Origin of the sequence: Vibrio penaeicida (assembly GCF_002933855.1) — a bacterium.
Taxonomy (GTDB): domain Bacteria; phylum Pseudomonadota; class Gammaproteobacteria; order Enterobacterales; family Vibrionaceae; genus Vibrio; species Vibrio penaeicida_A.
Genome location: NZ_BFAQ01000014.1, coordinates 28,054 through 42,620 on the forward strand (window position 1 = coordinate 28,054; position 14,567 = coordinate 42,620).

The following is a 14,567-nucleotide window of genomic DNA, read 5'->3' on the forward strand; positions in this document are numbered from 1 at the left end:
ACGATCATGACAAGCATGAACATCACGATGACCATGATAAACACGATCACGACAAGCATGATCATGAAGAACATGGCGGTCACGGTGAGTTCATCGTTGAATACCACTTCGACTGTGGAAACATCGCGAAGCTAAACCAGATTGATACCCAATGGTTCAAGCACTTCCCATCAACAGAATCAATGAGCGTAAACATGATCACTGAAAAAGCTCAAGTGGCAACTGAGCTGAGTAAGAACAATCACAAGGTTTCGTTCTAACAATCTGTTATTGATTCATAAAATCAGATAAAACAATACCAAGATGACTAGGGTCTGTTTATCTTTCGTAAACAGCGAAAGAGAAGCAGACCCTATTTGGATATTGAATCAACAGGATCTTTTGACTCTAAATCAGATGGACAACACCATGACAGCCTCTCCTACATCTTCACAGATCATCTCTTTGCAAGATATCCGTTACGCTTGGACATCGGATGCACCCGATACCTTAAATATTTCTGAATTTACTGTGTCACAAAAAGAGCGAATCTTCATCAAAGGACCAAGTGGCTGTGGTAAGTCAACATTACTGGGTTTGTTGACCGGTATTTTAACGCCTCAACACGGTAGCATTTCCATATTAGGCGAAACCGTTTCTAGCCTTTCGCAAGGGCAACGCGATCGCTTTAGAGCCGATCATATCGGTTATATTTTCCAACAATTCAATTTACTGCCGTATTTGTCAGTGATTGATAATGTGCTCCTACCTTGCCAGTTTTCCAGCATTCGAAAAAATAATGTCAAACAATCGCTGGAACAAGAAGCCAAGCATTTACTAGAGCGTCTGCACTTACCAAAAGATAAGATCCACACTCCCGTTATTGATCTCAGTATTGGGCAACAACAGCGTGTTGCTGCTGCCCGAGCTTTGATTGGTCACCCTGAGTTACTGATTGCTGATGAACCCACGTCGGCACTTGACCATGACAACCGTGCCGCCTTTATTGAACTTCTAATGGAAGAAGCCACACAAGCCAATACCACCTTAGTATTTGTTAGCCACGACCCAACGTTGGAGTCTTTCTTTGATCGAACCATCGATCTACCGAATATTAATCAGGCTTTAGGAGGTGATCGCTAATGGCTATTCTTCATCTTGCCCGTAAAAGTCTTGGCAATCGTAAAGCAACGGCGTTCTTAACCATTCTCACTGTCGCCATATCAGTGGTGTTACTCCTCGGAGTAGAACGTATACGCACGCAAGCCAAAAGCAGCTTTGCCAATACCGTTTCAGGTACGGATTTGATCGTTGGCTCTCGCTCGGGTCAAGTCAACCTGTTGCTTTATTCTGTTTTCCGAATTGGTAACGCCACAAACAACATCGACTGGAAAAGCTTTGAAGAATTCAGCCAGCACCGATCGGTAAAATGGGCGATTCCAATGTCTCTAGGCGACTCCCATCAGGGTTTCCGCGTGCTTGGTACAAACCAAAGCTACTTTGAGTATTTTCGTTATGGCAAAAAGCAGCCTCTAGAATTGCGTGAAGGTAAGCCTTTCAACCGTCTATTCGAGGCGGTTATCGGAGCCGATGTTGCGAAAACACTTGACTACAAGGTTGGTGACGAAATCATTATTGCCCATGGGATTAGTGATAAGTCATTCACTCGCCACGACAACCTTCCTTTTAAAATTGTGGGCATCTTTGCGCCTACAGGTACACCAGTAGATAAAACCGTTCATGTTTCCTTGCAAGCGATTGAAGCGATTCATGTTGGTTGGGAGTCCGGTGCAAAAATTGGCGATACACCGAGCTCAGACGTTCTTGAGCAGCAAAATTTCCAGCCAAAACAGATTACTTCCTTTATGCTGGGGCTGAAATCGAAGATTCATACCTTTGCGCTGCAGCGCCAGATCAACACCTACAACAAAGAACCCATGAGTGCGATTCTACCCGGTATAGCACTTCACGAACTTTGGGGGATGATGTCGGTGGCTGAACAAGCATTGCTGGCAGTATCGGGGTTTGTGGTTGTTGCTGGGCTACTGGGCATGCTAAGCAGCCTGTTAACCAGCTTGCAAGAACGAAGAAGAGAGATGGCGATATTGCGTGCGATGGGTGCGCGCCCTAAGCACATCTTTTTCTTACTGATTAGCGAAGCCAGCGCATTAACACTTGCTGGTATTGTATTTGGCATCGCACTTCTTTACATATTAATTGCAATAATAAGCCCCATCGCAGCACAAATGTATGGCATAAATATAGAACTTACCGTGTTGAGTGCTCACGAGTGGATGTTACTTGGATTAGTACAAAGTGCAGGTATACTCATCGGGTTTATTCCCGCATTCAGAGCGTATCGTCAATCTCTGGCGGACGGTATGACCATTAGGATATAAGGACATCAAATGAAAAAAATCCTACTCATCCTTTGCTGCGCCTTGAGCTTTATGGCTCCCGCATACGCAGACAAAGTGACTGTAGAAACATTAACTCTGGATTGGATAGATCTCATCCCAGAAAGCGAAAGAAAGCAATTTACAGCTGGAGGGATGCCAGTTGCGGATCACAACACAGACGTTGTTCGTCAATCCAAAGTGGGCAGTGTTCGCCCAGAATTGAATGGCAGCAAAGTGAAGATCCCAGGCTTTGTTATCCCTTTGGAAGGCGACGATAAAAAGGTGACAGAATTCTTATTGGTTCCCTACTTCGGCGCTTGTGTTCATGTCCCACCACCACCGCCAAACCAAATTATCTACGTGAAGTTTGAAAAAGGCGCACCGATACACCAGCTATGGGATGTTATTTATGTGGTAGGAACGTTGAAAACCGAGACGATCAATTCCGATTTGGCTGAGACAGGCTATTTAATTGAAGGAATTGAAATAGAAGAGTACGACGACGCTTAAGCCGCTTAAATGGGGAAGTTAGTCTGCCTACTAAACAATGAATTTAGAAAGGTAGGCTAACACTGCAATGTAAATCAATAGCAACAGCGCAATTGATACATGCTTTCTAAGTTTTACTCCTTTCATCTCCTGCATATCACCTCCAATATACTCGCAACAATTTTAACAAATCGTTAGCATCACGAATAGTCAAAATCTTGATAAAGTTCCAATAAGTTTGCTGGACTCAGGCTGGAAAGCCACTTTAGTATAGTAATCGAGCACTTAAACTTTATTTGGAATCGAATCAATGGCAGACGACAAAAAGCCTGTAGTTATAGAACAAGCCAGTACCAAAGGCGCATCCAATAAAAAGAAAACGTTTATACGCGACAGTGCAAGCCGAGTGATTCAAATCGCTCAGGTACATCAGTTGGATGCCCTTTTAGAAGACGAGCCGCCTGAGACATCTGCTATTGAACGTGCCATCAGTCGCCAGAAGAAACGCCAAGAGCAGCGCCAAAAGAACTTAGAGAAAATCCTTAAGTTTGCGCACGACAGCTGCAATAACGAAACCGCAGGCGAGCCCGATGCCGATTGGCTATGCCGTTTCTTCGATATGGCACAAGACATTCATAACTCCTCAATGCAAAAGTTGTGGAGCCAAGTTCTCAAGCGTGAAATCACAAACCCGGGCTCAACGTCTATGAAAGCCCTTCAAGTTCTTAAAGACATGTCGCCAAAAGAAGCCCAAAATCTACAACGCGCCGCCTCGTTAGCGTGCAGCTTTGGCAGCGATAACAGCAAAAAACTGCTACTCGGCTTTAAGTCTAAAGAGGGTTTTTTAGGGTTCTACAAAAAGGAAAATACCATTGTCGTCAACATGGGGACGTATCAGCTCCCATACTCCAGCTTATTGCATTTGATAGAGCTCGGCTTAGTGCTCGGTACAGAGTTGGAGTCAGGTGAAGTGGATTTCGACCCCGCTCTATTAATCAGTTATCAAGGTAAGCAGATAGCACTTCAACCTATGAATAAAGGCATCCGCTTGCTCTACTACCGCTTTACACCAACGGGCGATGAGCTTTGCCGCCTATTGGGTAACAAACCGAATACCAATTATTACGACCAACTTATGGCACTATTGGCACAAAAATTCACTGTACAGACAGAAGCAGGCAGTCACGTTAATCAAAGTGTATAATACCAATCGTAGTAAGTAATTACTCATTCTAGCTTGTTAAAACACTCGATAACTGCGTTAAAAAATTTGATTGTAGAATAACTACTTATCGAAGTTTTTTGCCTTGTTCTCAAGCGTTTTTCCTTCGCTATTTATGAACACTTACTTACTGTGATTGGTATAGCTCGCTTGCTAAGTGAAATTTTAAACCTGATCGCTAAAATCAAAAAAGGGAATCACCCAGTGATTCCCTTTATACTTTCTATATCTAAAAGCGGCTTACTTAATGATGCCGCGGCTTCTTAGATCAGCTAAACACAATTCAACCAGTTCATCTATGCTCTTCTCACCAGCAGGCAAATCAATTTCAGGGTTTTCTGGTGTTTCGTATTCAGAATCGATACCTGTGAAGTTTTTGATTTCACCAGCACGTGCTTTCTTATAAAGCCCTTTCGGATCTCGTTGTTCACACACATCCAAAGAAGTGTTGACGAAGACTTCAAGGAACTCACCATCATCAAGCATGGTTCGAACCATTTGGCGCTCAGCACGATGCGGTGAAATGAACGCAGACAACACGATAAGGCCTGCGTCAGCCATCAATTTTGCTAGCTCGCCAATACGACGAATGTTTTCACGGCGATCTTGTGATGAAAAGCCTAAGTCACTACACAACCCGTGACGAACATTATCACCATCCAACAAGTACGTGTGATACCCCAATTCCGCTAATTTCACTTCCAGTGCACCAGCGACGGTTGATTTACCTGCACCCGATAACCCCGTAAACCAAAGCACCGCTGGCTGTTGATTTTTTTGGTTAGCACGCGAAGCCTTACTTACCGAATGCTGATGCCATACGACGTTTTCATCGCGCTGCACGGTTGCTGTTGTCATAGTCGTTCAGTCCTTTATAAACCGCCACACCCAATCTTAGGCTGTGGACTTAAAATGGAAAAAAGTAAGGGATCAGCGTCAGCACTAAAGCCGAGTACACCAAAGAAATGGGTAAGCCAACCCTCAAATAATCCGTTATGTGATAATTACCTACGCTATACACCAATAAATTGGTTTGATAGCCGTATGGCGAAATAAAGCTGGCACTTGCCCCAAATAATACCGCCATAATAAATGGCATCGGATCGACCCCGTAGCCTATCGCCATGCTGTACCCCAATGGGAATGCCAGAGCAGCGGCGGCGTTGTTTGTAATGAGCTCTGTCAGCACCAATGTGAGCAAATAGGTTGCGACCAATGCACCAAACACCCCCCAACCATTGAATGCTTCAATAAACATGTCTCCCAGCCTGACAGACAAGCCAGAAGACATCATGAGCTGAGCAATCGTCAAGGCGCTGCCCACAATCACCACAATGTCGGTAGGAAAACGTCTTCTGAGTTCACTAAAGGTCACGATTCCGGCAGCAAGTAATACCAGCAGGTAACCCGCTAAGCCTTTAAGCAACGGAAGCACTTCCAATAACGCTAAGCCAATCACACTCGCAAAACCCAGCAGTACCATAGTGGATTTATTCGAGTCCAACCTTGCAGTGGAATCAAGGTCGTTAACCAGTACAAATTCCCTGCTGTGAGTTCGTCTTTCTGCTTCAAATCGTTTACCGGGAACGAGTACCAAGGTATCGCCAGCAGTCAAACGTACGTTGCCTAATCCGCCCTCTAATCGCTCATGACCACGGCGAATGGCAACCACTACGGCATCAAAACGGTCACGGAATTGCGAAGATTTCAGTGTTTTATTGCAGATAGATGCGGAAGAACTGACAACCACTTCCAGGAAACTTTGCCCATTAAGATGGTGTTGACCAAACAGCTTCAACCCCTGAATTTCCTGTAATGTAGCGACACTTTCTACATCGCCACAAAACAGCAGGCGATCTTTTGCTTGCAGCACAAAGTCAGGGTCAACTGAGGCGGTGGTTTCACCGTCGCGTATCACTTCAGCCAAAAACAGTTTTCTTAAGGCACGTAGGTTGTTTTCGGCAATGGTTCTACCCACTAATGGAGAGCCTGGCTCTACTATCGCTTCCAGAAAATAAGGCAAGTCATCTTGAGAGTGATCTTCATGATTCGGAAGAAGGTAGCTCAACGGAATCAGGATCAACATGCCACCAACCAAGACCGACAAGCCGATCATCGTTGGGGTAAAAAAGCTCAAACTTGGAAGCCCTGCGTCTTCCACAAAACTGTTGATAATCAGGTTTGTCGATGTGCCGATCAATGTCAGCGTTCCGCCCAAAATGGCGGCATAGCTGAGTGGAATCAGCAATCGCGACGGAGAATGTTGTTGATTACGCTTTATCGCACCAATCAATGACACCACAACCGCGGTGTTATTGGTAAACGACGAAAGCAATGCGGTGGAAACCCCCAGCTTAGCCACCACCGTTCCCAAACGTCCTTCTGAGATATGACGGCTTACCCAGCTGATTAAGCGAGATTTTTCCAGCGCACAAGACACCAGTATCAATAGCACTAATGTCAGTAATGATGAGTTAGTAAAGTTTGCGGCGATCTCGGTGATGTCGCTCAGTCCAGCCATATAAGCGAGAAATGCCGCACCAGCAAAAATAATACTCGGCTTAATGCGCGTGACCAGTAAACAGGTCACGATGCCAAGTAACACCGCTAATACAAATCCTTGTTCCCACATACCCTACTCTCTGAGAAAAGTAAGGGAGCGTTGTCGCTCCCTTATTTAAGGGCTTTCGCCCTTGAGCTTCTATTTAAGCAATTTGCTTAAGTCTTTCGCATCCCAATGAGGGAAATGCTTACGAACTAAAGCATTCAGTTCAAGCTCAAAGGCAGAGAAATCGCCCGCTTGTACTTCAGTTTCACTTAAGCGCTCACGAATCAGACCTGCACCAACGGTGACATTAGTTAGACGGTCAATGATAATAAAGCCGCCTGTATCAGCGCAGTCTTGGTAAGCATCTAAAGCGACCGTCTCATTCAGAGACCACTCACATGCAGCAATACCGTTGAGTGGTACTTCTTGTGCGTCATGCTTAGATAGGTTGTTGATGTCATATTGGTATTGAATCGCTTCAACCTGACCAACCGTTTTCTTACCCGCTATCTTGACGTCGTAATCTTTGCCCGGCTTAAGTGGTTCTTCCGTCATCCAGACAACATCCGCCGAAATACGGTTCGTTGAATCGATGTTGGCTTTCTCAAGCACAATCAAGTCGCCACGGCTAATGTCGATTTCATCTTCTAACGTCAAAGTTACGGCTAGACCTGCTTGCGCAGATTCTAAGTTGCCATCGAACGTAACGATGCTTTCCACCTTCGAGGTTTTACCTGAAGGAAGAGCACGAATCGCATCACCAACAGAAATCGAACCTGAAGATACCGTACCTGCAAAGCCGCGGAAATCGAGGTTAGGACGGTTCACGTATTGAACAGGGAAGCGGAATTCGCCGTCGCCTCTTTCTTGGTCTACGTCAACATCTTCAAGTAGCTCAAGCAATGATGGACCTTCGTACCAGCTCATTGGCTGGCTCTTGTCTACCACGTTGTCGCCTTCCAGTGCTGAAATAGGAATCAGTTGGATATCGATATTGCTTTCAAGCTTCTTAGAGAAATCCAAGTATTCTTGTTTGATTTGCTCGTAACGATCTTGCGAGAACTCAACCAAGTCCATCTTGTTCACCGCAACGATGAAGTGACGAATACCAAGAAGACTAGAAATAAACGAATGACGACGCGTTTGATCCAAAATGCCCTTACGTGCATCCACAAGGATAACTGCCACATCACACGTTGATGCACCTGTCGCCATGTTACGAGTGTATTGCTCATGTCCCGGAGTATCCGCGATAATGAACTTACGCTTCTGAGTCGAAAAATAGCGATACGCTACATCGATGGTGATCCCTTGCTCACGCTCTGCCTGCAGACCGTCAACCAATAGAGCCAAATCAGGCTTTTCACCTGTTGTCCCTACACGCTGGCTGTCTGAGTGAACGGCGGCTAACTGATCTTCATAAATTTGCTTAGAATCATGCAGCAAGCGACCGATTAATGTACTTTTACCATCATCTACTGAACCACAAGTCAGGAATCTAAGTAGAGATTTGTGTTGGTGTTCATTGAGGTATCCTTCGATCCCCAACTCTGCTAATTGAGCTTCAACAGCACTGTTCATTTTTTCTTTCCTTAGATTTAGAAGTAGCCTTGACGTTTCTTAAGTTCCATCGATCCTGACTGATCGTGGTCGATCGCTCGTCCTTGACGTTCACTCGATGTTGCTACTAGCATCTCTTCGATAATTTCCGGAAGCGTAGTCGCTTCAGATTCGATTGCGCCTGTCAGCGGGTAACAACCCAAAGTACGGAAGCGAACGTTACGCTCTTCTACTTTTTCATCTGCTGCAATTTCCATACGTTCATCATCAACCATGATCAGCATGCCATCACGCTCTACAACAGGGCGTTTGTCTGCTAGGTACAATGGAACGATTTCAATGTTCTCTAGGTAGATGTATTGCCAAATGTCCAGCTCGGTCCAGTTTGAAAGTGGGAATACACGAATGCTCTCACCTTTGTTAACTTGACCGTTGTAAGTTTTCCATAGCTCAGGACGCTGATTTTTCGGGTCCCACGTATGGTTCTTATCGCGGAAAGAATACACACGCTCTTTCGCACGTGATTTCTCTTCATCACGGCGAGCACCGCCAAACGCCGCATCAAAACCATATTTGTTCAGCGCTTGTTTCAAGCCCTGAGTTTTCATGATGTCGGTGTGCTTTGAAGAACCGTGAGTAAACGGACCAACGCCCATTGCCAAACCTTCTGGGTTCTTGTGAACCAAAAGATCGAATCCGTATTTTTCTGCTGTGCGATCACGAAACTCAATCATTTCGCGGAATTTCCAGTCGGTATCGACGTGCAGCAACGGGAAAGGAATTTTCCCTGGGTAGAACGCTTTACGTGCCAAATGCAGCATCACCGATGAATCTTTACCGATGGAGTACATCATGACGGGGTTATCAAACTCAGCAGCCACTTCACGGATGATATGAATGCTCTCCGCTTCTAGCTGTTGTAAGTGAGTTAATCGTTGTTGATCCATTTTCTTTTGCTTCCTTTAAGGCTCGTCGACGAGCTTTCAAATATGCTCAGAGTCACACAAGAGTTAGGCAAAACTCATTGCCGGCTCTAAATCTTGTTGGTTTTCACCAAACCAGCTCAACTTGCTGGACAGATTAACCACTTCCCCTACTACGATGAGAGAAGGTGATTCCGCATGCACGGCGAGATCTGCCAATTCGTTTAGCTGGCCTTTGAATACTTTCTGACAGGATTGAGTACCACGTTCGATGATGGCGATAGGAGTTGCGCCGTCGCGACCAAATTTGATCAATTGCTCTTGGATGTAACTGGACTTCATTAGCCCCATATAGATAACCAGTGTCTGATTACCGCGAGCTAACGTTGACCAGTCCATTTGATCGCTTTCTGCTTTGAGGTGGCCCGTAATGAACATAGCAGACTGCGCGTAATCGCGATGCGTCAGTGGAATCCCTGCGTATGCTGTTGCACCAGCAGCGGCAGTAATACCGGGAATCACTTGAAAAGGTACACCGGCTTCAAATAAAACTTCCAGCTCTTCTCCACCACGACCAAACACAAATGGATCGCCACCTTTAATGCGGACGACTCGGTGTCCTTGATGAGCAAAGTCCACCAGCAATTGGTTGGTTTTCTCTTGTGGAACACTGTGGTGACCTGCACGTTTCCCAACACACACCAATATCGTGTCGTCAGGAACCAACTCCATGATTTCATCCGAAACAAGATAGTCGTAAAGAACGACATCAGCTTGTTGAAGGTAGTTCAGTGCTTTTAAAGTGAGTAGCTCTGCATCACCCGGACCTGCGCCAACTAACGCAACTTCGCCTGGGCGCAGCTTACTTTTTCGAGCAGAGCTCGAACGTTCTGCCACTAAGCGAGGCTTTTTATTTGGGAATTGCGTCAGTGTGTCTTTACCGGCCATGGTGCTCATCATCATTTTTCCTGTGATGATGGCATTATGACCAGCAACCGTTATTACCTGAAATTCTAAAATTTCATTTTTTATTCGAAAAGTTGATAAGAACAAAAAAGCATGAGACATGAATATTGAGCAATTTATTCATTTCGTGAAAAAATTCCCCCTATATTGCGCCCAATTGCATTTATAAGATGCGGTTTAAGGAAGTTATCAATTACAAAACCAATAGAAAATTTGGTTTATAGCTAACAGTTTGACATTTCGACCTTTACGCCAGATCACACTATTCATAAGCAAGACAAATTTGTTTCATGGATTTTTGTTACATTTCGACATGTCAATTTTCATCCTATTACTTTTCATCTTATGACTCTGGAGCAAACCATGAAACTGGCTGTGAAACCTCTTTCTATTGCGGTCCTTGGTGGCTTATTAACCATTGCAGGTCCGGCAATGGCTGACACCATTAAATTGAGAATCATTGAAACCACCGACATTCACACTAATGTGATGGATTACGATTACTACAAAGATAAGCCATCTCAAAAGATTGGTTTAACCCGTGCAGCAACGTTAGTGAAGCAAGCTCAGCAGGAAGTCACCAACAGCGTTTTGGTTGATAACGGCGACCTTATCCAAGGTAGCCCTATGGGTGACTACATGGCGGATAAAGGGATAGAAAAAGGCGAGATCCACCCTGTATACAAAGCCATGAATCAGCTGAATTACGATGTAGGTAACATTGGAAATCATGAATTCAACTATGGTTTGGATTTCCTAATGGAAACCATTGATGACGCAAATTTCCCGTACATCAGCGCCAACGTATTCGATAAAAGTACAGGTGAGCACTATTTCACTCCTTACATAATCAAAAAGCACAAGTTCAAAGATGTCGATGGCAACCTCCAAGACGTCAAAGTCGGCTACATTGGTTTTGTTCCACCACAAATTATGGTGTGGGACAAAAAGAACCTTGAAGGCAAAGTGTTTGCCAGAGACATAAAAGAAACCGCCGAAGTACTGGTTCCAAAAATGAAGGCTGAGGGTGCCGACGTCATTGTTGCCATTCCACACTCCGGTATTTCTAGTGATCCATACAAGCTTGGTGCAGAGAATTCAACGCTCTACTTATCAGAAGTCGAAGGTATTGATGCAATTGCATTCGGTCACGCTCACTCTGTATTTCCGGGTAAAGGGTTCGATAACCTCCAAGGTGTCGATAATAAAAAAGGCACCATTAATGGTGTTGTGTCTGTTATGCCCGGTCGCTGGGGTAGCCACGTAGGTGTCATGGATCTTGTCTTAGAAAAAGACGGGGAAGGCTGGAAGGTATCGAACGGACAAGCCGAAGCGCGTCCAATTTTCGATAAAAAATCAAAAATCTCGTTAGCAGAACCAGATAAAGACATGGTTAAGGTGTTAGAAGCCGATCACAAAGGCACTCGCGGCTTTGTAAACCAGCCAATAGGTAAAGCTAACGACGTGATGTACAGCTTTTTGGCATTGGTTCAAGATGACCCAACCATTCAGATCGTCAACTTAGCTCAGAAAGATTACGTGGAACGCTTTATACAAGGTGATCCTGATCTAGACGGAATCCCAGTACTTTCAGCAGCAGCACCGTTCAAAGCGGGTGGGAGAAAGAACGATCCAGCCAACTTTACTGAAGTGGAATCTGGTGAGTTGACGTTCAGAAACGCCGCCGATCTTTACTTGTACCCGAACACGTTAGTCGCACTCAAAGTGACGGGTAAAGAGGTAAAAGAGTGGCTTGAATGTTCAGCGGGTCAATTCAAACAAATTGATACTGCTTCATCAGCACCACAAAGTTTGATTGATTGGGACGACTTCCGTACGTACAACTTCGATGTCATTGATGGTGTGAACTACCAAATCGACATCACTAAGCCAGCGAAATACGACGGTAACTGTAAAGTAATCAATGAAGGCTCTGAACGTATCGTTGGTTTAACTTATCAAGGCAAACCTATCGATTTGAAGCAAGATTTCATTATCGCTTCAAATAACTATCGCGCATACAGCAACAAGTTCCCCGGTACTGGTTCTGAATTTGTGGCCTTCGATGCACCCGATGAAAATCGCACAGTATTGGCAAACTACATATCACGAGTGAGCCAAGAAAATGGGCAGTTTGCTCCGAGTGCTGATAACAATTGGTCATTCGCCCCAATCACAAGTGACACAAAGCTGGATATCCGCTTTGAAACCTCACCCAGTGAAAAAGCAGCCACCTTTATTAAAGAGAAAGGTCAATACCCAATGGAGCGCGTCGCAACCGATGATGTTGGCTTTGGTGTATACCGATTAGAATTGCAAAAATAGCCACTACCTATTTAAAGCAACTCTGATTAAGATAAACCGCAGCCAAGGCTGCGGTTTTTTATCAGATACGCCGATTCAATGAGTAGAATATGGACGAAAGATTTACAACACATTTAACAGAACTTGGGTTTTCACTTAAAGAAATAAAACCTATAACGGATCAAGCCACCCTATTTGATCTCCCAACACGCCATATCCTTGCACACCAAGGGGAATCGCCCTCTCATGTATTCTTTTTATTAGAAGGCTTGTGTCACGCGTGTTATCTAACCAGTGATGGAAAGCAATACAGTAAAGAATTCTACTGGGAAGTGGATTGGCTAATCAGTTTTGAAAGCTTGGTGAAGAATGAACCTTCTCCATATCTATTAGAATCTCTTACGCCAGTAAAATTGCTGTCGTTTCCAATTGAGTTAGTTGAGCAATGGCGGGCTGAGTCACACCCTCTTTATATCAAACTACTGGAGACTCAGTTGATGTATAAAGAAGGTAAGGAACGTTTCATGTTGCTCCACTCTCCAGAAGAGCGCTACAGCCTGTTTTGCGAAACCTACCCAGATTTGGTTTCAAGAATTACGGATTACCAAATCGCGGCATACTTAGGCATTACCCATATCAGCCTAAGTCGTATTAAAAAGCGTTTGAAAGAGAAAATTAACAAAAGTTAATGAGTACTTACCTCCTTTGTCTTACATTGGTTAATCAATAGATTAACAGAGGCTTACTATGATCAATTGGCAACTCCTATCTTTTAGCCAACTCTCCAATATGCAGCTCTACCAAATGATCAAATTACGAGTGGATGTGTTTGTTGTGGAACAAGACTGCCCTTACCCTGAATTGGATGACAAAGACCATACCGAAGGGGCGTTCCACCTATTGGGTTATGATGGAGAGGAGCTGGTCGCGTGCGCCAGGTTACTTGCTAAAGGCATCAGTTATTCAAATGTTGCTAGTATCGGGCGGGTTGCAACCAAAGAAAGTGCACGAGGCAATGGGCTCGGACATGATTTGATGCAGCAAGCACTGACGAGTGTAGAGTCTATTTGGGGCAACGTTCCCGTTAAAATAAGCGCTCAAAAACACCTTAGCCAGTACTACGGAAAACATGGCTTTGTGCAGTGCACAGAAATGTACCTAGAAGATGGTATTCCCCATATTGGCATGGTCAGGGAAGCGAAAGAAAGGTGCCTATAACTCCAACTAATCTTGCGCTTTTATTCTTGATTGCGGGCAACTTAATGGCGTCTGTATCGGATGTTGCTGTAAAGGTTCTGGGAGATGGCGCGAATGTTTTCCAATACATATTCATTCGCCAATTGGTTTCCGCTTTGGTTGTTTTGCCACTTTGGATTCGGCTTCAACCAACCGAACGTAGATTAAAAGGCATGCCTGTCAACCTGTTACGCGCACACCTAGTGCTTATTGGCAGTGGTTGTATGGTAATAGCGATTACTCACTTACCCTTAGCAACGGCTAATGCCGTGTTCTATGCCGCTCCGCTATTAATGCTTCCTCTTTCAGCTTGGTTACTAAAAGAAAAACCTCAAACAAATAAAATTATCGCCACATTTATTGGCTTTATTGGCGTACTCTTGGTACTTCGACCATCGCAGTTTCATTGGGCAGCCATTTTTGCTTTGGGCACAGCAATGACTTTAGCGCTATTTAATGTATTGGTTCGCAAGCTTCCAGGGAATCAACCTGTCGCGGCAACTTTATTTTGGACATCCATCTTCTCCCTGCCAATCTCTGGTGCATTAGCGTGGGCAAACTGGCAACCTATTTCTTTAGAATCCTTAATGTGGATTGTGTTCAGTGCGTGTTGCATTCTTACTTACAATGGCTTTGCCGTTGCCGCCTACAAAAAAGCTGAAACATCACAAATTGCCTTAGCGGAATATTCTGGTCTGCTATTCGTAACGTTATTTGGTGTTTTGTGGTTCAACGAAATTCCTGATTGGCTCACCGCAGTCGGTATCTTGCTGATTGTTTTGCCTATGATGCCTATTAAAGCCACCAAAAAGCGTCAATATCCTTAATAACGTCTAAACTTTTTATGAAATGGTGAATACTTCAGCACTTTTATCCGGTCTTTGTTGAAGTTATCGCGCTATTCCTGAAGTTTTCTACTCTCAGTGATCACTCCAAGAATA

14 protein-coding genes are annotated in these 14,567 nt (G+C 44.5%); 9 read left to right on the forward strand and 5 right to left on the reverse strand.

What is annotated here, in order from left to right; translation table 11 throughout:
• The 5 genes from VPNCDNU1_RS08025 to VPNCDNU1_RS08045 all read left to right on the forward strand — a co-directional run.
• A partial coding sequence (locus tag VPNCDNU1_RS08025) for a ZrgA family zinc uptake protein (RefSeq protein ID WP_145959448.1) occupies positions 1 to 260 on the forward strand: 260 nt, incomplete at its 5' end.
• A 148-nt stretch (positions 261 to 408) separates the two neighbouring features.
• Entirely contained in the window at positions 409 to 1,122 is a 714-nt protein-coding gene (locus VPNCDNU1_RS08030) for an ABC transporter ATP-binding protein (RefSeq protein ID WP_104399892.1), read from the forward strand.
• The gene (locus tag VPNCDNU1_RS08035) at positions 1,122 to 2,378 is read left to right on the forward strand and encodes an ABC transporter permease (RefSeq protein WP_104399893.1); all 1,257 of its coding nucleotides are present in this window, start codon (positions 1,122 to 1,124) and stop codon (positions 2,376 to 2,378) included. The genes VPNCDNU1_RS08030 and VPNCDNU1_RS08035 overlap by 1 nt, the downstream gene beginning before the upstream one ends.
• Positions 2,379 to 2,387: 9 nt before the next feature.
• On the forward strand, positions 2,388 to 2,888 hold the full coding sequence (locus VPNCDNU1_RS08040) for a DUF3299 domain-containing protein (RefSeq protein ID WP_167404751.1): 501 nt from the start codon (positions 2,388 to 2,390) through the stop codon (positions 2,886 to 2,888).
• Positions 2,889 to 3,177: 289 nt separating this feature from the next.
• Complete coding sequence (locus tag VPNCDNU1_RS08045; RefSeq protein WP_104399894.1) at positions 3,178 to 4,071, forward strand: TIGR03899 family protein; 894 nt, start codon at positions 3,178 to 3,180, stop codon at positions 4,069 to 4,071.
• 258 nt (positions 4,072 to 4,329) lie between these two features.
• Here VPNCDNU1_RS08045 and cysC read toward each other — a convergent pair whose 3' ends face one another.
• The 5 genes from cysC to cobA form a co-directional block, all read right to left on the reverse strand.
• A complete protein-coding gene (gene cysC, locus VPNCDNU1_RS08050) occupies positions 4,330 to 4,947 on the reverse strand; it encodes an adenylyl-sulfate kinase (protein WP_104399895.1) in 618 nt (205 codons plus the stop codon).
• Between the two features lie 49 nt (positions 4,948 to 4,996).
• Positions 4,997 to 6,721 (reverse strand): SLC13 family permease, encoded by a 1,725-nt coding sequence (locus tag VPNCDNU1_RS08055; RefSeq protein ID WP_104399896.1) that lies wholly within the window; start codon positions 6,719 to 6,721, stop codon positions 4,997 to 4,999.
• 69 nt (positions 6,722 to 6,790) lie between these two features.
• Positions 6,791 to 8,218, reverse strand: a complete 1,428-nt coding sequence (cysN, locus tag VPNCDNU1_RS08060; RefSeq protein WP_104399897.1) for a sulfate adenylyltransferase subunit CysN — start codon at positions 8,216 to 8,218, stop codon at positions 6,791 to 6,793.
• A gap of 17 nt (positions 8,219 to 8,235) precedes the next feature.
• Positions 8,236 to 9,144, reverse strand: coding sequence for a sulfate adenylyltransferase subunit CysD (gene cysD / locus VPNCDNU1_RS08065; protein ID WP_104399898.1), 909 nt, complete (start codon positions 9,142 to 9,144; stop codon positions 8,236 to 8,238).
• A gap of 63 nt (positions 9,145 to 9,207) precedes the next feature.
• Positions 9,208 to 10,068, reverse strand: a complete 861-nt coding sequence (gene cobA / locus VPNCDNU1_RS08070; RefSeq protein ID WP_104399917.1) for a uroporphyrinogen-III C-methyltransferase — start codon at positions 10,066 to 10,068, stop codon at positions 9,208 to 9,210.
• A gap of 381 nt (positions 10,069 to 10,449) precedes the next feature.
• Between cobA and cpdB the strand changes: the two genes are divergently transcribed.
• The 4 genes from cpdB (at position 10,450) to VPNCDNU1_RS08090 (ending at position 14,453) form a co-directional block, all read left to right on the forward strand.
• Complete coding sequence (gene cpdB / locus VPNCDNU1_RS08075) at positions 10,450 to 12,411, forward strand: 2',3'-cyclic-nucleotide 2'-phosphodiesterase (protein ID WP_104399899.1); 1,962 nt, start codon at positions 10,450 to 10,452, stop codon at positions 12,409 to 12,411.
• Positions 12,412 to 12,500: 89 nt separating this feature from the next.
• Positions 12,501 to 13,079, forward strand: a complete 579-nt coding sequence (locus VPNCDNU1_RS08080) for a Crp/Fnr family transcriptional regulator (protein WP_104399900.1) — start codon at positions 12,501 to 12,503, stop codon at positions 13,077 to 13,079.
• A 58-nt stretch (positions 13,080 to 13,137) separates the two neighbouring features.
• Entirely contained in the window at positions 13,138 to 13,608 is a 471-nt protein-coding gene (locus tag VPNCDNU1_RS08085) for a GNAT family N-acetyltransferase (protein WP_104399901.1), read from the forward strand.
• The gene (locus VPNCDNU1_RS08090; RefSeq protein WP_104399918.1) at positions 13,605 to 14,453 is read left to right on the forward strand and encodes a DMT family transporter; all 849 of its coding nucleotides are present in this window, start codon (positions 13,605 to 13,607) and stop codon (positions 14,451 to 14,453) included. The genes VPNCDNU1_RS08085 and VPNCDNU1_RS08090 overlap by 4 nt, the downstream gene beginning before the upstream one ends.
• The last annotated feature ends 114 nt before the right edge of the window (positions 14,454 to 14,567 follow it).

Excerpts from the sequence above, each read along its gene's own strand:
- VPNCDNU1_RS08030 (WP_104399892.1), top strand. The coding sequence starts at position 409 with ATGACAGCCTCTCCTACATCTTCACAGATCATCTCTTTGCAAGATATC.
- VPNCDNU1_RS08035 (WP_104399893.1), top strand. The coding sequence starts at position 1,122 with ATGGCTATTCTTCATCTTGCCCGTAAAAGTCTTGGCAATCGTAAAGCA.
- VPNCDNU1_RS08040 (WP_167404751.1), top strand. The coding sequence starts at position 2,388 with ATGAAAAAAATCCTACTCATCCTTTGCTGCGCCTTGAGCTTTATGGCT.
- VPNCDNU1_RS08045 (WP_104399894.1), top strand. The coding sequence starts at position 3,178 with ATGGCAGACGACAAAAAGCCTGTAGTTATAGAACAAGCCAGTACCAAA.
- cysC (WP_104399895.1), bottom strand. The coding sequence starts at position 4,947 with ATGACAACAGCAACCGTGCAGCGCGATGAAAACGTCGTATGGCATCAG.
- VPNCDNU1_RS08055 (WP_104399896.1), bottom strand. The coding sequence starts at position 6,721 with ATGTGGGAACAAGGATTTGTATTAGCGGTGTTACTTGGCATCGTGACC.
- cysN (WP_104399897.1), bottom strand. The coding sequence starts at position 8,218 with ATGAACAGTGCTGTTGAAGCTCAATTAGCAGAGTTGGGGATCGAAGGA.
- cysD (WP_104399898.1), bottom strand. The coding sequence starts at position 9,144 with ATGGATCAACAACGATTAACTCACTTACAACAGCTAGAAGCGGAGAGC.
- cobA (WP_104399917.1), bottom strand. The coding sequence starts at position 10,068 with ATGGCCGGTAAAGACACACTGACGCAATTCCCAAATAAAAAGCCTCGC.
- cpdB (WP_104399899.1), top strand. The coding sequence starts at position 10,450 with ATGAAACTGGCTGTGAAACCTCTTTCTATTGCGGTCCTTGGTGGCTTA.
- VPNCDNU1_RS08080 (WP_104399900.1), top strand. The coding sequence starts at position 12,501 with ATGGACGAAAGATTTACAACACATTTAACAGAACTTGGGTTTTCACTT.
- VPNCDNU1_RS08085 (WP_104399901.1), top strand. The coding sequence starts at position 13,138 with ATGATCAATTGGCAACTCCTATCTTTTAGCCAACTCTCCAATATGCAG.